The sequence below is a fragment of the Kitasatospora sp. NPDC056800 genome (assembly GCF_042789775.1).
In the GTDB taxonomy this organism is placed as follows: Bacteria; Actinomycetota; Actinomycetes; order Streptomycetales; family Streptomycetaceae; genus Kitasatospora.
In genome coordinates this window covers 1-20,005 of record NZ_JBHUAL010000051.1, presented here as the reverse complement: position 1 = coordinate 20,005, position 20,005 = coordinate 1, and the positions used below count along the sequence as shown (strand labels likewise).

22 protein-coding genes and 2 pseudogenes are annotated in these 20,005 nt (G+C 71.5%); 10 read left to right on the top strand and 14 right to left on the bottom strand.

Going from position 1 to position 20,005, the window contains the following annotated elements; all coding sequences use genetic code 11:
- Positions 1 to 131 precede the first annotated feature (131 nt).
- Positions 132 to 518, top strand: a complete 387-nt coding sequence (locus ACFRQN_RS14360; protein WP_380740595.1) for a hypothetical protein — start codon at positions 132 to 134, stop codon at positions 516 to 518.
- Entirely contained in the window at positions 515 to 2,170 is a 1,656-nt protein-coding gene (locus ACFRQN_RS14355) for a hypothetical protein (protein WP_380740593.1), read from the top strand. The genes ACFRQN_RS14360 and ACFRQN_RS14355 overlap by 4 nt, the downstream gene beginning before the upstream one ends.
- Before the next feature lie 10 nt (positions 2,171 to 2,180).
- Here ACFRQN_RS14355 and ACFRQN_RS14350 read toward each other — a convergent pair whose 3' ends face one another.
- From ACFRQN_RS14350 to ACFRQN_RS14330, 5 genes are read right to left on the bottom strand one after another with little or no spacing between them, the layout of a single operon-like run.
- Positions 2,181 to 2,756 carry a DUF4913 domain-containing protein gene (locus tag ACFRQN_RS14350; RefSeq protein WP_380740591.1) on the bottom strand — a complete coding sequence of 192 codons (576 nt, stop codon included), beginning with the start codon at positions 2,754 to 2,756 and terminating at the stop codon, positions 2,181 to 2,183.
- A complete protein-coding gene (locus ACFRQN_RS14345) occupies positions 2,749 to 4,470 on the bottom strand; it encodes a type IV secretory system conjugative DNA transfer family protein (protein ID WP_380740589.1) in 1,722 nt (573 codons plus the stop codon). Before ACFRQN_RS14345 ends, ACFRQN_RS14350 begins: the two co-directional genes overlap by 8 nt.
- Entirely contained in the window at positions 4,467 to 5,990 is a 1,524-nt protein-coding gene (locus tag ACFRQN_RS14340) for an ATP-binding protein (protein WP_380740587.1), read from the bottom strand. The genes ACFRQN_RS14345 and ACFRQN_RS14340 overlap by 4 nt, the downstream gene beginning before the upstream one ends.
- Before the next feature lie 9 nt (positions 5,991 to 5,999).
- Positions 6,000 to 7,415, bottom strand: a complete 1,416-nt coding sequence (locus tag ACFRQN_RS14335; protein ID WP_380740628.1) for an SCO6880 family protein — start codon at positions 7,413 to 7,415, stop codon at positions 6,000 to 6,002.
- A gap of 29 nt (positions 7,416 to 7,444) precedes the next feature.
- Entirely contained in the window at positions 7,445 to 8,596 is a 1,152-nt protein-coding gene (locus ACFRQN_RS14330; protein ID WP_380740585.1) for a hypothetical protein, read from the bottom strand.
- On the opposite strand from ACFRQN_RS14330, the gene ACFRQN_RS14325 reads away from it, so the two are divergent.
- Positions 8,595 to 8,759, top strand: coding sequence for a hypothetical protein (locus ACFRQN_RS14325; protein WP_380740583.1), 165 nt, complete (start codon positions 8,595 to 8,597; stop codon positions 8,757 to 8,759). The genes ACFRQN_RS14330 and ACFRQN_RS14325 overlap by 2 nt on opposite strands.
- On the opposite strand, the gene ACFRQN_RS14320 is transcribed toward ACFRQN_RS14325, so the two are convergent.
- Genes ACFRQN_RS14320 through ACFRQN_RS14305 form a run of 4 tightly spaced genes read right to left on the bottom strand, consistent with a single transcriptional unit; the run spans position 8,756 to position 10,396 of the window.
- Positions 8,756 to 8,881 (bottom strand): hypothetical protein, encoded by a 126-nt coding sequence (locus ACFRQN_RS14320; RefSeq protein WP_380740582.1) that lies wholly within the window; start codon positions 8,879 to 8,881, stop codon positions 8,756 to 8,758. The genes ACFRQN_RS14325 and ACFRQN_RS14320 overlap by 4 nt on opposite strands.
- Positions 8,878 to 9,687 carry a hypothetical protein gene (locus ACFRQN_RS14315; protein ID WP_380740580.1) on the bottom strand — a complete coding sequence of 270 codons (810 nt, stop codon included), beginning with the start codon at positions 9,685 to 9,687 and terminating at the stop codon, positions 8,878 to 8,880. Before ACFRQN_RS14315 ends, ACFRQN_RS14320 begins: the two co-directional genes overlap by 4 nt.
- Before the next feature lies 1 nt (position 9,688).
- Positions 9,689 to 9,973: a hypothetical protein gene (locus ACFRQN_RS14310; protein WP_380740578.1), complete on the bottom strand. Its 285-nt coding sequence runs from the start codon at positions 9,971 to 9,973 to the stop codon at positions 9,689 to 9,691.
- 3 nt (positions 9,974 to 9,976) lie between these two features.
- Positions 9,977 to 10,396, bottom strand: coding sequence for a hypothetical protein (locus tag ACFRQN_RS14305; protein WP_380740576.1), 420 nt, complete (start codon positions 10,394 to 10,396; stop codon positions 9,977 to 9,979).
- 218 nt (positions 10,397 to 10,614) lie between these two features.
- On the opposite strand from ACFRQN_RS14305, the gene ACFRQN_RS14300 reads away from it, so the two are divergent.
- Positions 10,615 to 11,649: an NlpC/P60 family protein gene (locus tag ACFRQN_RS14300; RefSeq protein WP_380740574.1), complete on the top strand. Its 1,035-nt coding sequence runs from the start codon at positions 10,615 to 10,617 to the stop codon at positions 11,647 to 11,649.
- Between the two features lie 29 nt (positions 11,650 to 11,678).
- On the opposite strand, the gene ACFRQN_RS14295 is transcribed toward ACFRQN_RS14300, so the two are convergent.
- Genes ACFRQN_RS14295 through ACFRQN_RS14285 form a run of 3 tightly spaced genes read right to left on the bottom strand, consistent with a single transcriptional unit; the run spans position 11,679 to position 14,936 of the window.
- Complete coding sequence (locus ACFRQN_RS14295) at positions 11,679 to 12,812, bottom strand: hypothetical protein (protein WP_380740572.1); 1,134 nt, start codon at positions 12,810 to 12,812, stop codon at positions 11,679 to 11,681.
- Positions 12,813 to 12,828: 16 nt separating this feature from the next.
- A complete protein-coding gene (locus ACFRQN_RS14290) occupies positions 12,829 to 14,559 on the bottom strand; it encodes a relaxase/mobilization nuclease domain-containing protein (protein WP_380740570.1) in 1,731 nt (576 codons plus the stop codon).
- Entirely contained in the window at positions 14,556 to 14,936 is a 381-nt protein-coding gene (locus ACFRQN_RS14285; RefSeq protein WP_380740568.1) for a hypothetical protein, read from the bottom strand. Before ACFRQN_RS14285 ends, ACFRQN_RS14290 begins: the two co-directional genes overlap by 4 nt.
- A 209-nt stretch (positions 14,937 to 15,145) precedes the next feature.
- On the opposite strand from ACFRQN_RS14285, the gene ACFRQN_RS14280 reads away from it, so the two are divergent.
- The 5 genes and pseudogenes from ACFRQN_RS14280 to ACFRQN_RS14260 all read left to right on the top strand — a co-directional run bounded on the left by ACFRQN_RS14280 (position 15,146) and on the right by ACFRQN_RS14260 (position 18,954).
- Positions 15,146 to 15,475, top strand: coding sequence for a hypothetical protein (locus ACFRQN_RS14280; RefSeq protein WP_380740566.1), 330 nt, complete (start codon positions 15,146 to 15,148; stop codon positions 15,473 to 15,475).
- Between the two features lie 182 nt (positions 15,476 to 15,657).
- Positions 15,658 to 15,834 (top strand): annotated as a pseudogene (locus ACFRQN_RS14275) (hypothetical protein); the annotation flags it as partial.
- A 254-nt stretch (positions 15,835 to 16,088) separates the two neighbouring features.
- Positions 16,089 to 16,649, top strand: coding sequence for a hypothetical protein (locus ACFRQN_RS14270; protein ID WP_380740630.1), 561 nt, complete (start codon positions 16,089 to 16,091; stop codon positions 16,647 to 16,649).
- A 481-nt stretch (positions 16,650 to 17,130) separates the two neighbouring features.
- Positions 17,131 to 18,198, top strand: a complete 1,068-nt coding sequence (locus ACFRQN_RS14265) for a phage tail sheath family protein (RefSeq protein WP_380740564.1) — start codon at positions 17,131 to 17,133, stop codon at positions 18,196 to 18,198.
- Positions 18,199 to 18,564: 366 nt separating this feature from the next.
- Entirely contained in the window at positions 18,565 to 18,954 is a 390-nt protein-coding gene (locus tag ACFRQN_RS14260; RefSeq protein WP_380740562.1) for a hypothetical protein, read from the top strand.
- Positions 18,955 to 19,001: 47 nt separating this feature from the next.
- Here the strand turns inward: ACFRQN_RS14260 and ACFRQN_RS14255 are convergent, their stop codons facing one another.
- Complete coding sequence (locus tag ACFRQN_RS14255) at positions 19,002 to 19,190, bottom strand: ATP-binding protein (RefSeq protein WP_380740560.1); 189 nt, start codon at positions 19,188 to 19,190, stop codon at positions 19,002 to 19,004.
- 27 nt (positions 19,191 to 19,217) lie between these two features.
- Positions 19,218 to 19,468 (bottom strand): annotated as a pseudogene (locus ACFRQN_RS14250) (ATP-binding protein); the annotation flags it as partial.
- 307 nt (positions 19,469 to 19,775) lie between these two features.
- Between ACFRQN_RS14250 and ACFRQN_RS14245 the strand changes: the two are divergent.
- Positions 19,776 to 20,005, top strand: a 230-nt coding sequence (locus ACFRQN_RS14245; RefSeq protein WP_380740558.1) for a hypothetical protein, incomplete at its 3' end; no start/stop codon positions are given.

Here is a 20,005-nt window from a genome sequence, read left to right as displayed (position 1 = left end):
AGTTCATCCGATCCGGTGAACCGCCCTGCTGTCAGGCCCGTGTTTTCCACAGCAACCCCGGTCGGTACCCCGAACCGGTGCGAGCTGTGCTCGTCTGTCTCCGCACCGCCATCCCATCGGAGGACCGAATCATGAACCCGAACCCGGACCAGCCGGACGTCGAACAGGCGGCCGCCACCGCCTTGAGGACGGCCGCCACTGCCGCACACGCGCTCGCGGACCTGGCCGTCCGCGACGACCGCTACGACCAGCTGGCCGCCCTCACCGCCGCCTCCTACGCCACCGAGGCGACCATCTACCTCCCACTGCCCGACAGCGACCCCGAGGGCGGCGACCGCCTGGCCGACCACGACCTGGTCGACCACCTGGCCGGCCTCGCCGACGCACTCGACGAGCTCGCCCGGCGCTCGCCCGACGTCCGGCGGATGCGGGACCGTCACATGGCCGCCCTCCACGCCCGGGACGCCGCCGCCGCACTGCGCGATGCCCTGCCCGTCGAGCAGGGAGCGGCCGGATGACGGACGTCACCTGGGGTGATTTCGTCACCCTGGCCTTTTCCAGGATGGAGTACGCCCTGGCGGCCCTCACCCTCGCCGACGCCGATAGCCCGAGCACACCAGGTCAGCACGCCGCTCGCAGCGAGGCGCTGGCGGACGTCTTCCAGCTGCTCCACCGCGGCACCAGCCGATTCGGAGCCCTCGCTCCCGACCCGCTCGGCATTGCCGAAGGCGACGTGGCCCGACTGCACAGCAACGTGGAGATCCTCGGACGGTTGCTGCGGGACGAGGCCTTCTATGCGTGGCCCGAGCCCGACCCGGCAGCGTCGCACCTGGCCGAAGCCGTGGGCTTCCTCCGCTTCGCCGGAGACTTGCTCGCCAGCCACCACGGGCCGGACGGAGAGCCCCGCAGCCCCTACGCCGCGTACCTGGACAGCTCCGGGGTCGCGCGCCACGTGGTCGCCCAGACGGCCGAACTCGCCAGCGTCGCCGGGCGGGTGGCCGTGCGGATCGGCCAGCTGTGCCCGTCCGACCGCCGGGTGATTCGCAGCCATGACGTGGCCTACCGCCTCAGGGAGCGCGCGGTGCTCATCGAGCGGGCGGCGATCGGCATCCAGCGCCAGCTCCACTCGCCCCGCCCGTCCGTCCCGGCTCCCGGTCTCACGCACCTCCCGCAGGCCGCCACGGCGCCGCCGCCCCCGGTCAGGCCGGGCGAGTCGCAGTACGAAGCGCTCCGGGCGGTCGGCGGAGGTTTGGAATGGCTGGCCGCCCACGTGGCGCAGCAAGCGTCCCAGCGCCTCCCGGACGCCACCGTCGCCGAATTGTCGATCGCCGCCGACCACTCCGCGGTGGCCCACCTGCTCACCGCCCGTCTGATCGAGCACACCCGGGATCTCCTCACGTCCGACCCGGTCGCCCAGGGCGTCGTGGATGTGGCCGGCGGCGCCTTGCGAGAGGCGGCTCAGGCCTGGCAACAGGCCGCGGCCAGTTGGAAGTCGGGCCTCGGCAGCGCGCCCGCGGCCTCGAACCCGCGCCTCGTCCGTGAGGCGGAGTTCGCGGTGGTCCGGCTCGGGCGCACCCTCTTCTCCCCGGGCTGGACCCGCCGCGACACCGGGCGGCGCGCCCCCAGGGCCCCGCACGAGATCATCACGGCGCCGGGCGACGCAACCCACCTGCTCGCTGCCGCCCACGCTGTCCCCGCAGCCGGACAGATCCTCGCCGAACACGTCCCCCGCATCGGCTCCGCCCTGGTCCAGCGCGGAGCACTCCTCAGTTCCGATCCCGCCCACAACCCCCGCGGCAGCGCACCCTCCGACCGGTTCCGGGACGGTTGGACCAGGTGGTACCCGGCGTCGCCCGAGCAGATCCGCCACATCACGATCGCCTACGACAGCGCCCGTCAAGCGTCCGCCGCAGCGCAGATCGCCACCGCGCGCGCGGCCGAAGCGGTCGGCAGCCCCCTCGGCCGGGCCGTGCTGGAGGCGGACCGTCGGAACACGCTCGGCTTCACCGGGGACCCCTTCTACGACACCCGCCGGGTGAAGGCCGCCGCCGCCCGTGCCCGCAGCACGACGGTGGCCCGCCCGTCGGACCCGGCGCGCCTGCCGGCCCACCGCGCGTCCGAGCTGTCCCGAGAGGTCGGTGCGCTCCATCCGCGGAGGAAGACCCGGTAGCGTCGGCCGGTCAGCTGTCGTCCTCGGTCGTGCACCAGGCGCTGGGCACCCTGCCGGGCAGTCGGTGCCCGGTCCGGTGTTCGCCCTTGGTGCAGCCGGCGAACGGCCCTCCCGGACCGCGCAGGTCGGCGATGTGCGGCCGGTAGTGGTCGCGGTACCAGACGCTGGGCCCGGTGTAGCCGCAGGTGGCGGGATCGGTGAGTTCCTGCCAGGCCAGCCACATCGCGTGCAGGACACCGACGGCGTCCCAGTGCTCGATCCACAGATGGCACCACCGGGATTCGGCGGATGCCTCGCCGAGGCAGCCGGGGACGAGGACGCCTTCGACCCACTCCGCGAGCAGCCTCAGCTCCGCGTCGCGCTGCTCGCCTTCGAGGAGGAAGAGGAAGGGCGGGTACTGCCACTCGGTGCTCTCCTCCTGCTCTGCCTCGGCGTCGTCGGGTGTCTCGCTTCCGTGATCCGCCGATCCGGCGCTGGCCGAGCCGGACTCCCGGAGGTCCCGCAACTCGGCCTGAACGGCCTGGAGCATGGCCTTGAGATCTTCCACGTCCTCGGTGAGCACCCGATCCGCGGCTTCGTCAGTCATGGCGAGCCGACCTCCGGGCCTCCCAGGCGACGGCGGCACGCTTCGCGATGAGAGCCTCCTCGGTCTTCATCGCGGGGCCGAGGTGGGCCATGGCCGGTTCCTCGTACCAGGGGCGCAGCGCGATCTGGGCGACGGGCATGCCGGTGGACAGCAGCAGGGCGGTGCCGCGCTTCATGGCACGGACCTGGGCAGGTTCGAGGATCTGCTCGCGGTGCTCGCTGAAGGACGTCGAACCGCCGTCGCGGCTCCTGGAACGGGACTCGCGGATGACGTCGTGGTTGCCGACGAGGGTGGCGATGTCGTTGACGAAGCGCGGGTCGTCCAGGCCGACGCCGATCACCTTCTTCGTGGCCGCGCTCCACAGGGCGTCCATGCCGACCTCTCCCCAGGCCCGTACGCCCTGCCGGTAGGACTGGAGGATTGTGCAGGGAGTGATGCCGCGTGAGCCGAGGTGGCTGTAGAGGTCGGGCAGGTCCTCGATCCGGCAGATGTTGGCCGCCTCGTCCAGGACCGCGCGCATCGGCTCGGGCAGGCGTCCGCCGTGGCGCTCTCCGGCCTCGGAGGCGGAGGTGAACACGGAGTCGGCCAGCGCGGCGACGACGGCGGAGGCGGCGCCGCCCTTCCTGCTGAGCAGGTAGAGGGTGTCCCGGCTGAGCGCGAACTCCTCCGGCCGGAACCGGGGCCGGTGCCGGTCGGGGAGCAGCCAGGCGAGCACCTTCTCGTCGCGCAGCGCGCTGACGGCGGTGCGGGCGTTCTGGTAGATGCCGGACTGGGTCTCCTCGGCGATGTTGATGGAGCTGTCGACCTGTTCGGCGAGGACCTCCTCGTGCTGGTAGAGGATCCGCAGCGGCGCCCGTTCCTTGGGGTCGGCCAGCCACTTGAGTACGTGCCGTACGGTGGCGCCGTCCCACCAGGCGGCGCGGAACATGCCGACCAGCAGGTCGCCGGCGCCTTGAGACCAGAACGGGTCGGCGACGTCCGACTTGACCTGGTTGACGAAGTGCCCGGCCAGGCGCTCGGCGCGGTCGAGCGTCTCGGCCTCGGAGATGATGTCCCACCACCATGCCCGCTCGATCCGGGCCACGCCCTGGGTATCGAACGCCCAGACGTTGCCCGCCTTTTGGCGGGAGGCCAGGGTGGCGGCGTAGACGTCCGGCTTGTTGCTGGTCAGCAGCAGGGCCGCCGGGGCTTCCTCGGCGACCGGGATCGCGATCGTCGAGGACTTGCCGGCCCGGGGTGCCATCAGGGCGAGGTAGGTGTCCTCGTCGGACCCGCGCAGTTCCACGCCGGTCGGCAGGTGGTCGCCGAGCAGCACACCACGGTCGTGCGGGGCGACGGCGCGAGGCCTGACCCCGTGGAGGGAAGCGCGCAGCCGGATGGCGGTGCGGGCTGCGCGCTCGGGAGCGAGGTCGCGTACCTGGTGGAGGGTGGCGAGGTGGGAGGCGTTGTGGAACCAGCGCAGTCCCGTCCGCAGGCCCCAGAGAATGCCGGCGAGGACGACCAGGTCGAGGAGTACGGCGCCGATGGCACTGGTGGTGGGGGAGTTCGGCCAGACGGAGTGCCAGTCGCGCGTCATCTCGAAGACGGTGAAGGGGCTGAGCGGCGGGACGTCGGCTCCGGCGATGGCGGCGCAGACGGAGGCACCGGTCCAGGTGGAGGCGGACAGGACCACCGAGCCGCCGGCGAGCCACGCCCGGTCGTTCTCGGTCATCATCGGCGGGCTCCTTCGGGCGCGTTCCCGGCCGTGTCGGTTTGGTAGAGCCGCTGCTCGGTGGACGTGAGTTCCATCGCCGCGGCGATGCCTGGCCTGGTGCCCAGCTTGATGAGGTACTTGCCGCAGCCGGGATGGACGTGGTCGGAGGCGTCGAGGCCGGTGCTGGTGGCCGAGGCCCAGGACGTGATCAGCAGGCGTTCCTGTTCGGTCAGGGTTCGTTTGCCGGAGACGCGGCCGAGTTCCTCGTCGGTCGAGCCCCCGATGACCCAGGTGTCGCACCGGTCCATCAGGCCTCTGGCCTTGGCCCGGTCCTCCTCGGTGGGTAGGGCTTCCATGTCCTGGAGTGAGTGCGTGACGTAGATGGTGACGTCGTCGGTGGTGCGATTGAGGCGGCTGATGGAGTCCATGGCGTCGACCAGGCCGGGGCCGGAACGCAGGGCCCGCCACATCTCGTCCATGGGCAGCACGAGCCGGCGGCGGATCACACCGAGGCTGCGGGCGCTGTCGATCGTGTTGTAGGTGTAGGCCCAGCTGGCGATCATCCCGGCGGAGACGACGTCACGGCCCCGGGCCCGCAGGGCGTCGATGTCGACCGACACCGACGGGGCGTCCAGGTCGAGCGGCGTCGTGGTCGGCCCGTCGAACATGCCCTTGAGCGGCCCGTCGACCAGGTTGTCCAGCCCTGCCACGACCGAGCGGGTCAGGTCGAGGTACGTGTCGCCCTCGGCCGCCAGCTTGGCCCGCAGCGCCTCGGGGGCCTGGCGCAGGACGGTGATGACGTCGGGGATGACCGGGTCGGTGCCCGGCGCGGCATCGGCGGCGAGCTGTACGGCGGTGGTGAGTGCGGAGCGTTCGATCTCGTCCGGCTGGCGACCGAGCCCGCACCGGGTGGCCAGCAGGGCGCCGAGGGTCTCCAGCCGGCGGCCGTTGAGGACGTCGAGCAGGGCGCCGCGTTCGGCGGCGGGCAGCGAGGCCGATCGGCCCAGGAGAGGGCCGGAGTCGAGCGGGTTGATCCGGTCGGCCCCGGTGCCGATCCTCAGCACGCTGCCGCCGAGTTCGCGGATCATCGCGGTGTACTCGCCCTTGACGTCGGCCGGCACGCACATCATGCTGCCGAACGCGACGTAGACGAGGCAGATGCGCTTCACCAGGGCGCTCTTGCCGACGCCGGGCTGGCTCATGACCCACACCCCGGGATTGGTGGTCAGCTTCCCGGTCCAGCCGGACGGGTCGACACACACCAGCTCGCCGGTGAGCACGTCCCGGCCGACCGGCACTCCGCGAGGCGGCAGCCCCGAACCGAGGAGGAACGGATAGATCGCGCCGGCCTGGGTGGAGGGCCCGGTGTAGACGGTGCCGGTGTCCTCCACCGCTGCCCGGCCACCGAACAGGCCGCCCCAGCCCAGCCGCGGAGCGTAGGTCCGCCGCCCGCCCGGTACACCGCGGGCCTTCCCGCGCTCCGGCCAGCCGTCGTCCGGGTCGGGGTTCCAACGCGGCGTCAGCAGCTTCGGCTGTCCCATGCCGACTCCCTACTTCACCAACGGCTGGTAGCCGATCGGCAGACCGGCCGCGAACGTGGACGCCTGCGCGCCGTAGGCGGGGCGCATCCGGATGCCCTTCGTCGCCTTCACCGCGCGTTCCAACTCCTGCCGGGCGTCGGGGAGTTCGGCGGCGGAGCGGGCGGTGGCGGTGACCCTCAGCGTCCATTCGACGACCTGGGCGCCGCTCGCCGCCTGGTGGGCGGCCTGCTCGGCACGCTGGTGGTCGGCCTTCTGGCTCCACCTCGCGCGTCCCCGTACCTGTGCGGTCGCCTGCGCGCGCTGTTCGGCGTTGGAGATCTCACGTTCCAGGACCGCCTCGCCCTCGTACGGGTCGAGCACCCGGTAGGAGAGGGTGACGCGGCGCTGGAACCGCCCGGGGCTCAGCAGCGGCAGCAGCACGCTGTAGGGGATCGGGCGGCGCGGCATCTCCCGCAGCACCCAGCTCACGGAGACAGCGCCGTCGTGCGCGTAGGCCTCCAGCAGGTCGTCGGCGGCGACCGGGCCGCACTCACCCCAGGTCAGCCCGGCGAAGTCCTCGTCCCGGGCGTCGAACACCGCCGGATCGTAGGCGGAACGTACCAGGCGGCGAAGGTCGGTGGGCGTGCTCCGGCGCACGATGTCGGTGCCGGTGCCGTTCAGGTCGAGCGTGTCGACCACCCGGAGGGCCTCGGCCACCTGCTCGGCCAGGTCGGTCGGCGGGTTCGCCCCCGCGGTGGGGTCGACGATGACGCTCATCCACGGGGCCACCGAGGCGGTCGCGCGCGGCGTGGTGCGCACGAGTTCGTCGATCGTGTCGAGCGCCAGGCGTGGGGCGTCCGGTCGACGGCGGTCCTTGACGTCGTCGGCGAGCGCTTCGCCCGCGCCCGGGGTGATCTGGACGGTGACGGCGGCGCCCAGGATCTGCTCGTCGGTGCTCATCGCGTCCAGGACCGCGCTCCAGCTGCGCAGGCTGCCGCGTACCGCGCTGGTGGTGGCCATGAGCGTCCCGCCGGGGGCGAGCAGGGTGGTGACGGTCATCGCTCCGCTGGACCGGTTGTGGACCACCCCGACCGGACGGCCCGTGGTGGGGTCGTGGGCGGCGATCAGCACGGAGCTCGCGCCGACGCCGGGCAGGTCCAGCGCGTAGGGCTGCGGCAGAAGGACCTGGCGGTAGGAGGTGCTGCCCGAACGGTCGGCATGCCGCCAGGCGAGCACGGCCCAGTAGTAGGCCAGAGCCGGCATGCCCTGACGGCGCGCGGCGGCCAGCCCCGCGAGGGCGAGCGTGAGCGGCATGGTGACGAGCAAGGTGCCGGGGTAGCGGGCGCCGACGATGCCGTCGGCGATCAGCACGACGGCGGCCAGGATGGTGGCTTCGCGCGACATTCCGGCGAGGCCGAAGCTGCGCCGTGCACGGAATCCCTGCACCCTCAACCCGTCCGGGACTTCAAGCGTGGTCACAGGTGTCCTCCGTTTCCGATCTCCCCGGCACCTTGTTGAACGGCCTGGTCGAGTCCGTCCAGGACCTGGATCACGGGGCCCGCTCCGGTCGCTGCCCCGGCAGCACCTGCCGCACCACCGGCTCCCGCCGAGCCCCCGGCACCGGCTGCGGAGCTCGCACCGTCTCCCGGGGCGGTCGGGTTCGGGACCAACCCGGCACCGGTACGGGAGGCCTGAGCGAGGGCGTCGCTGCCGCCGTCCTGCTCGTCGGCGGCGGCCTTGCCCCTGGACCTGGCCTGTTCGACGCGCTTGGCGTGTTCCACGGCTGTGGTCGGCTGGCTTCCCCCGGCCCCCTCGGCCCCGCTTCCGGCGATCTCACCGCTTCCGCGCCCCGCCATCGCACCGATCGCACCCATGGCCCCGACAGCGCCGGAGCCGGCCATGCCCGACCCGAGCTCCTCGCTCAGGGAGGCGAAGATCCGGGTGAGCGGTCCGGGGGCGAGGATGCCGAGCATCAGGGTGGCCAGGCCGCGCAGCCACGCGGCGAAGCCGTCCGACTTACCGAACTCGGTGAAGCCCGCACAGATGATGACCGCGAGGACGGGTTTGTAGGCGATGCCGACGAGGATCGAGGAGATCAGCTTCGTCACCCACTTCTGGGTGGCGTCGCCGCCGACCCGTCCGGCCCCGGCGATCGGCAGCAGCAGGCACTGGATCGGGATCGCGCTGTTGCGCAGGAAGACCAGCATGAGCTGGACGAAGCCGACCAGGATGAGCACCACGGCGCCGCCGGCCACGATCACGGGGTTCACGATCCCGTTGGGGACCATGGTGGTGATGATCTTGTCGAAGGCGGTCGTGTCGTCATGGAAGACGCCTTGGACCAGGCCGTCGGTCAGCGCGTCACCGGCGGTGAGCAGCAGCGCCACCAGCGATACGCCGAAGACGCTCAGCATCGCGTTCTGCCCCCACCCCGAGGCGGCCCGCAACAGGTGTTTGGCTTGGCCGGTGACAGCCATGCGCCCGGCCTGCCACATGAATCCGAACACGGAGATCAGCAGGCCGAGCCACGCCATCATCCCGGCCAGTACGGCGTTCCCGTTCCACAGCCCGGTGTTCTCCAGCTTCAGCGACGGTCCCTTCAAAGCGATCGCCAGCGTCGCCGCCATGAGCGTTCTGCAGAGTTCGACCGCCGCCTTGAGCCAGTCGCCGACGGCGGACTCCCAGATGGAGTTCCACTCCTCCTTGACCGCCTTGTCGGTGGCCTTCCCGGCCGACTCGCACCAGTCGGTGTCGAAGATCCGTCCGACCAGACCGACAGCGGTCTGCTAGCAGCCGAAGTCCACGATCGAGCCGACGACGCCGTCGTCCGCGGCGGCCGGTGGCGCGATGGCCGTGGCGCTGCCGAACACGACCGCCAGGGACAGGAGGACGGCGGCGATCCGACGCCTCACGACGCCTGCCTGATCGCGGTCCAGCCTGCCGCGTTGAAGGCGGCGTCGCCCGGCGCCGCGATGGGCGGCTTCCGGTCGGCCTGCGCCGCCGCGTCCTTGATGGCCTGTCCTGACAACTTCCAGTCGCCGTCCTGCCAGACGGCTCCGAGGATCCCCACGCTGTAGACCGTCTTCTCCGCGGCCGTCTCCCCGGCCTTGTCGGTGACGTTCATCAGTACGTAGGCGGTCACCTGGGCGGGGGTGACCTGGATGAGCTTGACCCCGATCATGACGGTCCGCATGAACGCGCCGCCCGGCAGCGGCCCGCTCTCTGGCAGTCCGAGGGTTCTGCGGGTCGCGGCGTCGGCCCGCTCCGCGCCCTGGCGCACCTTCGCCTCGGCTGTCGGGGACTGGTCGGCGGGTGCCATGTAGGCCCTGTAGACGGCGAGTTGCTGCTCCGCGAGGGTGCCGGATCCTTCGACGTCCATCGCGGAGGCGGCCACCATCATCCCGATGGCGCCGTCGGTGGTGTTCGGGAAGCCGGTCTCCCGACCGTTCGCCGCCTTCCGCGCACCCCTCGGCGCGGCGAGCCAGCGCTCCGGCTCGGTCCAGGTCGGCGGGACGCTGTACGTGGGCGCCGGCTGCGGCGCGGTGGTCGCCGCCGGTGGCGACGACGTGGACGCCGGGCCCGCGTGCCGGGCCGCCGGAACGTCGTCGTGACCGGCCAGGGCCGCGTACCCGGTGAGCCCGAGCACGGCGGCCAGCATGGCGCCCGAGCCCCACAGCACGGTCCGGGACAGGGGCCGGCCTCCCCTCGACTTCCTCATGTCAGCCCGCGATGCCGTTGAGGATGGAGATCAACGAGCCGGCCAGCAGGACGGCCGCCACTCCACTGCCCATCCACTTGAACGGCTCGGACCCGCCGCCGTGACGGGACTTGTCGGACATCGCGAGCTTCCACACCCCGACACCGGCCGCGACGACACCGGCCAGGAGCAGGATCCACAGGCCGTAGCCGAACAAGGTGCTGACGGTGCCCTCCATTCCCGGGATCTTGGTCGGCTTGGCGGCGGGAATCAGTCCCGAGTTCTTGGGATCTTCGGCGATGAACATCAGTCACTTCCCTTCCATCTGGGTGCGCAGCCGGGCGGCCGCGCGCGCCACGGCGGCGTCGGCCAGGGCGTCTTCGGCACGTGCGACCGAGCGAAGCGCCGGCAGGTAGGGCAGGAACACCGTCCCGGCGAGACGCCCGCCCAGGGCACGGAGACGGTAGCGGGCCGCGGCCGCAGGCTTGGCGGGGACGTCGGCCACCACGACGAGCCACGGCTTCGGAACGGTGTCGGCCGGCCAGCTTCGGACGATCGCCTCCACCTGCACGGTGCCGTAGACGGTGCTGGGAGCGACCAGCACCGGCTGGACGCCGTACGGCACCGGTTCTCCCGGTCCGAGCCCGCAGGCCCGTAGGCCCCGTCCGTCGCCGCCGTTGAGCATCTGAAGCACCACGGCGGAGGCGATGTCGTATCCGTGAACCGGCATCAGCCCGTACCTCGGGACGGTGCGTGCCTGCTGAACAGGTACCACCGGATCGGGTGCCACGTCGCAACCTCCCCCAGCAACTCGCGTTGTCAGAGCGGCCTTTCGATCAGGAGCGAGGAACTGATCGTTTGACCACGTGGCGTAACGCCCCTGGCGGTGCCGAAGGCACGCCCATCCGCCCATTCGGGCCTATCGATGCACCTCACAAGGAGGTCTCCGTGAAGAAGGGTCCGGTCTGCTGTGCGGTGCTCCTCGTGCTCCTCGTGCTGCTCGGTGTGGTCGTCGTGGCGTTCGTTCCGGTGGTGACGGCGGGAGCCGCCGAGACGGGCAGGACACCGGTCGCCGGGCTGCCCGAGGAATACCGGCCATGGGTGCTCAAGGCCGCTGAAGCCTGCCACAACCCGGCGCTGACAGCCGCGTTGCTCGCGGCCCAGCTGTTCGAGGAGAGCGGCTTCCGTGCCGACGCCCGCAGTCCGGCGGGCGCCGAAGGACCGGCCCAGTTCATGCCGGGTACCTGGGCGACCTGGGGGAGGGACGACGACCGCAGCGGTACGGCTTCGCCCTTCGAGATCGGAGACGCCGTGATGGCGCAGGGGCGGCTGATGTGCAGTCTGCTCGGGCAGGCGGCCGCGTCCGGCATCGCCGACGACCCCCGTCGCCTGGCGTTGGCCGCCTACAACGCGGGGTGGGCCGCCGTGGAAGCCAACCGAGGCGTGCCGCCCTACGCCGAAACCCGGCGCTATGTGGCGGACATCATGGGCAACGTGGCCCGCTTCCAGGGCACCGGTCCGGTCTCGGAGATCACGGGCCACGGCGCCGGCCCGGACGCCGCCCGCCGGGCCGCCACCCAGCTCGGCGTGCCCTACAGCTATGGCGGCGGCAACCCGGCCGGGCCCAGCCGTGGGTACTGCGACGGCGACGGCGGCTACCGGGACGGGCAGTGCCTGGCCGGTGCGACGGTCGGCTGGGACTGCTCAGCCCTCGTCCAGTACGCCTACTGGCCCGCCCGCCGGCTCCCCCGCACCGCCGCCGAGCAGTACTCCGCCACGGCGGACCGTCCCGTTGCCCAGGCCGAACTCCGGGTGGGCGACCTGCTGTTCTGGAGACACGGCGGCAGCGGCCGCGTCTACCACGTGGCCCTCTACCTCGGCGACGGACTGATGATCTCCGCGCCGAAGACCGGCGACGTCGTCAAGAAGGCCCCCGTCACGGACATGCCCGCCTCCGACTTCGCGGGCGCCACGCGACCGTAGGAGCTGTGTCAGAGCGGGGCTTGGGGCGGCTACCGGGACCGTCCGGCGCTGGGCTTCGGGATGGGAGCACGGTGGGCGGTGCGTTTGGGGCTGGGCTTCGCGCCCCGGGTCCATGACGGGGGCTGTCCCGCCGTTGCCGAGGAAGCCCGGGCCGCGTCGGTCACCACCGTGGCCGCGGTGACGGCGTCGTTCGCCGGCCTGCGTAGTGCGTCGGCGGTGGCCTGGACGAGGCGGGGCACGAGGTAGGAGGCGGGGCCGGCTTCCCAGCCGCGATCACGCATCAGCCGCGCCAGGTGCTCCCGGACCGGCTTGCCACCGTCCTGCATGTGCGCCATCCGGGCGGCCAGCAGCGGCCAGGGGCGGGAGTTCACCAGCAGCGCCGCCTCACGCTCCCGGCCGGGCAGCGCCTCGTAGACCCAGCGTACGAACGAGGCGTTCTCCGCCTGGCTAACACCCAGCTGCGCCAGCGCCCTCCGGCGGTCTCCGAGGTCGAGATCCCTCGGTAGGTCCAGCCCTACCGTCAACGGACCGTAGGAGCGTACGGAGTCCCGGCTCGGCCCGCTCGCCCGCCGCTGAGCGGCGTCGAGCCCGCGGTCGACCGCCTGCCCGACACCGGTCCCCTCGGCGTAGGCGGCCGCCAGGATCCGGCGGACATCGACGCCCCGTTCCAGCAGCTCCTGCATCGTCGCGGCGATCTCCGGCCAGGTGGGGGAGGCCAGGATCGCTTCGCGCACCGGGCCCGCCGGAAGGGTCTCGCGGAGCAGCCCGGCCCACTCCTGGGTCTGCTCGGCCGTGATCCGCGCCGAGTCGGACAGGACGGCATCCCGCACCGACACCGCGATGTCCCCGACCCGCGGCAGGAAGTGCTCCAGGTCGACACCGGCCCGCCGCAAGGCGACCAACTGCTGCGCCATGATCGGCCAGTCCGGACCGGACATCAACATCCAGGCGACATCGGGGGCGAGCAGGGCCTTGAGATCCCCGGCCGCCTCGGTGAGCGCCAGGTCGGTCGGCGGCAGCGGGTGCTCCCGCCCCGACCTCCGCTGCGCCCCACGGCGGACCGCGTCCGCGACGGCCAGCACCAGGCGCACCGCCGCCGACGACGTCTGCACCGCCTCGCCGACGGCCTCGGCGAACGGTTCACCCGGGTAGGGCATGGTCATCGTGATCTCCTGTCGCTCAGCGGCCCCGTCTGGGGCCTTCCGTACCGTTGCCGGGAACGCGATTCGCCCCGGCCGAAGGACCGGCGGTCTTCTTGGCTCCTGCGGTCGGTGTAGCGGTTGTCGCTGCCCGCGTATCCAGAGCCTCGCCGCGAGCGCGGGCCCAGCCGTCCAACCTCCAGACGAGAACCTGGGCGATGGACTCCGCCGAGCCGAGTTCACGCCGCGTGGCGACTGCGGCGAGAACCGATGAGGGGTCGAAGCCCAGTCGCTCCAAGGCGATGAGGCGGCTGCGCAGGACAGGCCAGGCGGGATCCACGAGCACCGCCGACGCATGACTGGGCAGCGCCCTCGTCACGACGTCGGTCAGTAGCGACGATCGGCTGGGCACCGGTGAGGCGGGCCCCGGCCGTCTCGTGCGTGACCGAGAGCTGGTTTCGACGGACGCTCCGGTGCTCAGCTCCACAGCTTCCAGGAGCGACCGGCCGGTCCTCCTCGCCGCGTCGGCCTGGAGACGGTAGCCCTGTTCCTCGTGCCAGAGCTGCGCGGCCGTGACGGCTGCGACCAGGGCCAGGAGGAAGCCCAGGAAGGCGGCCGCGTCGTTGTGCCCGGCCGACCTGGCCGACGACACGAGGAGGCGGGCCGAGGACCGAAGGAGCATTCGCGCTTCGCCGTCCAGGTCGCGTCTGCCCGGGGCTCTGGCGGCCCGCTCGAATTCCGCCGCCGAGGCTCGCAGGTTCGGTTCGACCAGGGGAGGTGCGGCCGCGGACATCAGGACGAGAAGGTCGCCGAGCGCGGCGACGTCGCCGGCCCCTGCTTGCCGTCCGCCGGAGCCGAGCGAACCCGAAGCCGTGCTGAGGTTGTGCTGGAGCGTCTGCCAGAACGCATGCGGCGGCACGTCTGGCTCCGGGATCGGTACCTGCCAGCGCTCGCGGACCCGGGGGAGCGACAGGTCGTAGGCGAGGCTCGAGCCCGCGAACCACACGGCCCGGTCGCCCCGGTCTCGGTCGCCGGGGAGTGCGACCGTGTAGCCCGTCGGGGCGCTGCGCCCCGGGCCGGAACGCTGCGCGACCCGCAGACCGGAGGACCGGAGCCGGGCGAAGAAGTCGTCCTCGCCGGCTGCGGCCGCCGCTGCCACACGGACCGTTCGCTCAAGCTGCTCACGCGCACTTTCGGGCAGGTGACGGCGCGAGGCCTTTCGGGTCTCTCCCGTCGTCGGCCACCGCTTCGCGGTCCGATCCCCCGACGTCAGCCGACGCAGTCCCCACCGCACCTCGAACCGTCGGGCGAGCTGTTGCATCCGCACGATGTCCTGCCGCAGATTCGGCTGGATTCCGTCTTGGCGGACCTTCGTCGCGACGATGTGGATGTGGTCGCCAGCATGCCGGACCGCCACCCATCGGCAGCCCCATCTGTCGCCCTGTGGGGCGACACCGGCGGCGCTCATCATCGCCCGGGCGACCGAGCCCCACTGCTCGTCCGTCAGGAGCGGATCCTCGGGTGCCAGACGCACCGCGACGTGGTAGACGAGTTCGGCCGGGATGGTGCCCCGGGAAGCGTGCACCGGAGCGTCCAGGAGCAGCGCGAGATCCCCGACCGTCGTCTCCGCCGACCGCGCGGGGTCGGGCACCCATGACGCCCAGGCGGCGACCATGCGCGGGTCCTCGTGCTCGTCCCGCTTTCCGGGGCCGTACAGGTAGAACAGCAGCCCGGCGGTGTCGTTTCCGCCCTTCGCTCTTTTGGGGATCACCAGCGCGACGCCCGCTCGCGCATCAGCTGCAGCGTCGCGCGGTCGACTCGCCGTACGGCTTCCTCGATGAGGAGTGTGCCGGGCTCGCCATCGCGGGGACCGACCGGACTGAGGGACTCGCTGATTCGCACCAGTTCGCCGCGCGATCTGATGAGTTCAGCCAGTACGTCCCGGGCATCCGCGGATACCGGCACGAGCTGGGACTTGGCCACCGCCAGTGCCTTTCGGGCCACCCACGCGGACACCGCCATGCCGTCGCGTTTCGCGGCCTCTTGTACGATCGTCAGCTCGGCATCGTTGTAGGCCAGGTTCACCCGGTTCGACCGCGGCGACTGCATCTGCCGTTCCCGTCGTCGGGCGCCCTCTGTGGCACTCACCGTCGGTCCTCCTCGGTTCCGCTGGCCGGGGGTTTCGGGCGGTCGGTTCGAAGGTGGCCCTGGCCGTGCCGCCCTGCTGCGCCACCTTGCTTGGTCATCGAATTGACGGCCAGCGGATACGCCGGATTGGCAGCCGGAAATCACCGACACGGGTGAGGCGCGCGGGAAGATTCGAAACCGTCGGGGGCGGTGGCTCTACGATCCGCTGCATGACGAGGGAAGACGATTTTCTGAGGCGAATGCGCGAGATCCAGGACGACCGCGAGAAGGCCATCGTGCCGCTCGCAGCCGTCATGGCGGAGCGAAAGTGCCTGAAGGACCAGCTGGCAGAAACCGAGGTCCCGTACGGGAGGGCGTACGCGGCCGCCGAGGCGGCCGGTTGGAGCACGGAGGAGCTCGCCAGGCTGGGCGCCGAGGTGCCGGCGCGCCGCCCCAAGGGCAGGCCACGGAAGCATGCCTTGGCCACCAGGAGCACCGTGCCGGGCCCCTCGTCCGGCGACGAGGAGAGCCTCGACGACGCAGGCGTACAAGCCGGCTGAGCAGCGGCGTAGACATTCACGGCCGGTCGGTGGTGAATGTCTATAGCGAGTTAGTGGTCATTGTTCCATCGACTCTGAGGTGAACCTTTCGGGCGTTAAGCCGCGGCAACCCCTGCCAATGGGACGAATGCGGTGTCGTCTTCCTTCTCGGACGGTCGATCCCGAGGCTTGGGGGGTAGGCGTTGCGCCAGAGCGGAGGTCCACCGATCGCTGGGTTCCCGAGTCGGCTACGAGGACTCGGCCACGGGGTCGCCGCCCAGAAGGAGCGCCGGGACCGGCTGCACCACCTGTTCGCCGAGGCCGGCACCCAGGACAACATCCGGGGCACCCGTTGGGCCGCCCTTCAGGCCGTCGTGGAGTTCGAGGACCACTTCCGCACCGTCAAGGCCCCCGAGGCCCTGACCGGGCAGGAGCACCGCGCCAACCTGGCGATGACCACGCTGCTGCACGACCAGAAGGGCCCGCTCAAGGACGCGACGAAGGCCCTGCTGCTCGCGCCCAACCCCCGGCGGCCGGGGGGTCTGCGGGCCCCGGCCGACCGCCAGCCGCTCCACATCGCCTCGGCCGCGCCGCCGCCCGCGCGGCCCCACCTTCCCTGGAACGAGGAACCGTCATGTCCGACAGCGACAACGCGCCCGTTGCCGTCGAGGCGGCCGACCTGGCCGACTTCGTGGCCGGTGCGCTCGGGCGCGAACCGGCCGGTCGGATCGCCGTCGCCGAGTCCGGCGACCCCCTGCGGGTGTACCTCGCGGACATCCCGGAGGGCCGGTGCGGGTCGGCCCGCTCGGCGGCCTTCGCCCGCGCGTTCATCGGCGACATCCCCGGGATGCGAGCCACTGGCCGCGGGCAGCGCGATGTCGCGCTGCTCATCTACGCCCGCGACGGCCACGGCTTCAAGGACGTCCACCCCTACAGTGCCGTGTGGCTCAACCTCGCGGTCGTGTGTGAGCGGTGCGGACTGAACGTCGTCGCGAGCCAGTTCATCATTCCCACCCGGTGGTGGGGCCTTCCGTCCATCGGCGAGACCGGTCCGGGGGAACGCCCCGCGCTGTCGCGCGGCGGACGGCCGACAGGGGTCCCAGGGTCGGGGCGGAGGGTGCCGCAGACGTGGTGGCCGACGCCGTGCGCGCCTTCGCGCGCGAGCTGGAAGCCGGCCACGAGGCCGCTGATTTAGTCGGGTTAGATGGGCACCACGTCTCCGGTGGAAGGCGAGATCGGGAGCCACTCGTCAGGTGATCCGGTGGGCTGCGGCGGAGTATCCCGGGATCGTTACCGTCGGTCGTCGCCATGTTGTGGCCGTGGGCCTCGGGGTCCGCCTCCCTGACAAGACGTGCGTCCCCGAGGCCCGACTGCCTCGGTTGCACATCGCGATCCGGCCGCCTCGTCTTTCTCCGGGACCGGTGAATGGAGTGCGGCGTGGAAGGGCGGGCCCGCACGGCTCGGGGCGGCACGGGCATGGTGCCTGCCATGCCTTGCCCGGGCGATGCCGTGTCAGCGGGTCATGAAGTGCCCATACCGCAGCTGCTGGGCTGCGGTGACGTGAACCCAGACTTTGATCACTGAAGGTGCCGGAAGCATTACGCTCCGATGTAGGGGGGTCTGCTTGCCGCGCTTTGCACGCGGTCGGGTGGGCCTGCCGTTCCCGTCTGGTTTGGATGGAGTGTTCGATGTCGATTCTGTCTGTGTCCTCTGGCCCGACTGCCGTGCCGGTGTTCATCGCCGACTTCGGTACGGCCTTCGAGGGTGCGGCGCGGGTCAGCGACTGGTCCGACTTTCGCGGGGTCGCCGGCGGGGGCGCGATCCCGGGGGTGACCGATCGGGTGCTGCGCGGGTACTTCGAGAACGGGGGTGGCCACTGCTACCTGGCCAACACCGCGGGCAAGACCGCGCGGGAGGCCCTGGCCGAAGTGGAGGCCTTCGACGAGGTGACGATCCTGGTACCGCTCGGCCTGTGGAACAACGGTGCCGACGCGGCCGGCGATACGGCGAGGGCCGTGACCGCCTACGCGGCGGCCCACCGGGCGATGGCCATTCTGCACGCCCACCAGGACTGCGACGCCCGGCAGGCCCGCGAGGCGGCGAGGTCGTTCAAGCTGGATGCCGACCAGAGCGCGCACGCAGCGCTGTACCACCCGTGGCTGATCCCGTCCGGGGACGGCGCTCAGCCGGTGCCTCCCGTCGGCGCCGTCGCCGGAGTGTGGTGCCAGGTCGACGGCAGGCACGGAGTGTGGAAGGCGCCGGTGAACGTCACGGTGCAGGGCATCGCGCGCCCGTCCCAGGCGGTGGCCGACAAGGAGCAGGGCGAGGCCCAGCCGGTCGACATCCTGCGCGAGTTCGAGGGCCGGGGCACGACCGTCTGGGGCACCCGCACACTCAACGAGACCGATGAACGGTGGAAGTACATTCCGGTGCGGCGTCTGGCCGACACGGTGGAGCGCGACCTGCAGAAGGGTTTCGTCTTCGCGATGTTCGAGCCGAACACCCAGCCGACGTGGGAGAAGCTGCGGTCCGAAGCTGACGCCTACCTGCGTGCCCTCTGGAAGAAGGGTGGGCTGCAGGGGACGAAGCCGGAGGAGGCGTACTCCGTCCAGATCGGCCAGGGCCTCACGATGACCGAGGAGGACGTCAAGGCCGGCAGGATCGTCATGAAGGTCGGCCTCGCCGCAGTCCGCCCCGCCGAGTTCATCCCCGCGACCGTGACCGTGACGGCCGACCGCACCTGACGAGCGGAGTCCTCCAGGCCGGCGCCGCTGCACGGCATCGTGTACCCGCGGCGCCGCTGTCACACTCACTTCCGCCCGCCCGGATGCCGTGAAGTCAGCCGGCCCGAAACGCTTCCTGCGCGACCGTCACGGCCTCGACACGGACGGCCCGCCCCGGGCCACCGCCGGCCCAAGGGGACTGCCCTGCCGGACTGGACGATTCGCACACGGGAATTCGGATCTGCGGAAGGCGTTCGACGTGTGTACTCGATCGGATGACTTCGCGGGTGCATGGGTGCCCTGTCACTGTCTGTCGCCGCTAGCGTCGATGACGTTCCGTCGGCCCGCAGCGAAGTGTGCTGCGAAACGATTCCGGGAGTGACTGTCATGCGCCGTACTGCCACTGTCCTCGCAGGAGTTACCGCCCTGTCCAGCGTGTTCGTCTCCTCGGCCGTCGCCGCGCCGGCCGAGATCGTCGCCCCCAACGCCAGGGCCGCCGCCCAGGTGAGCGCCCGAGGGGAGCTGGAGAGGCAGAAGAACGTGGTCGACAGCTTCGAAACCCCCAACCAGGGCGTCTACTGCGTCATCGTCGACCCGGCCGCCGGCATCGACCTCTCCACCGCCCTGATCCTGGCCAACGGCGGCCCCACGACCACCGGTGTCTCCGCCAGCGGGCTTCCGACATCGTCGTGCAACAACCGCCGGGACGCCATCACCGTGGTGACACTCGACAACGGCCGCCCGGTGGTCGGCAGCTTCACCATCGCCGTCCTGTAGTACGCCCTCACCGGAGCCGTGAGGGTCGCGAGATCGTGCCCGAGCCGTCAATTCCGCGGCGGGAAGAGGGCCTCCTGGGTGGCCTGGTAGCGGTAGGACTCGGTGCCGGTCTGGATGAGGGTGCGGCGGAAGGTGATCCGGTCGGCGATGGCCGCGCACAGGCGGGCATCGCCGAAGGTCTTGTCCCACTCGGTGAACGGCGAGTCAGGACCAGCGGGCGCCCTTCCCGGACCCATCCGGGTGACCTGAGGTCGGCAACGACCTCGGGGGTGACGTTCGGGTTCTTGGCGAAGTCGAAGTCCCGCAGCCGCTTGGGCCGCGGGAAGCGGGCCGTTCGAAGCAGCCGCTGCCGGCGGCGGACATCGCGGTCGGCGAGCTCGACCTGCAGCAGATCGCGGAGAGAACCCCCCTTGACCCAACACGGTGCCAGTCTTCGACGTCCGCAGCCCCGCCCAGGCCGTCGAAGCGCTGCCCTGCCGCCCCCGTTCCTCCTCTTCTTCGAACGCCGGCGCATGTGAACCGAAGGCCGGGGTGTCCAGGTGCGGGCACCCCGGCCGTCTGCAAGGCGCTGTAGGACGGGGCGGGCGGCACAGCGCCGCCCATGGGCGGAGGCGCTATGGGGTTGTGACGCTGGGAGTGTTCGGTGGTGTTGTGCCGGTCGCCGTAAGGTGGGACGGAACCGGGAGCGTTCCGTACGACATCGGGTGAACGACGTGCCAACACCATTCGTCCGGGGTCGCCTCCTGGAACCATCTCACCTGATGCCATGTCACTTTCCTTGTGTGCAGCTCGTATTGGCGAATCACCGGGAGTGGACTGGCATGGGTTCGATGCCGAATCGCCGGGGGCACCGACGCCGCTGGTTATGGCTGGCGGCCGTCGGAGGCGCGATCCTCGTCGCTTCCGCGGTCTACGTCGCCGCCAAGCTGACCGACAAGACCGGGAACAAGCCCCCCGACGTGGCCACCCTCATCGGGATGCCCGTCGCGATCGCCGGACTGGTGGTCGCCGTGTGCATGTGGGCGACGGCCTGCACCGCGTGGTGCAGGCC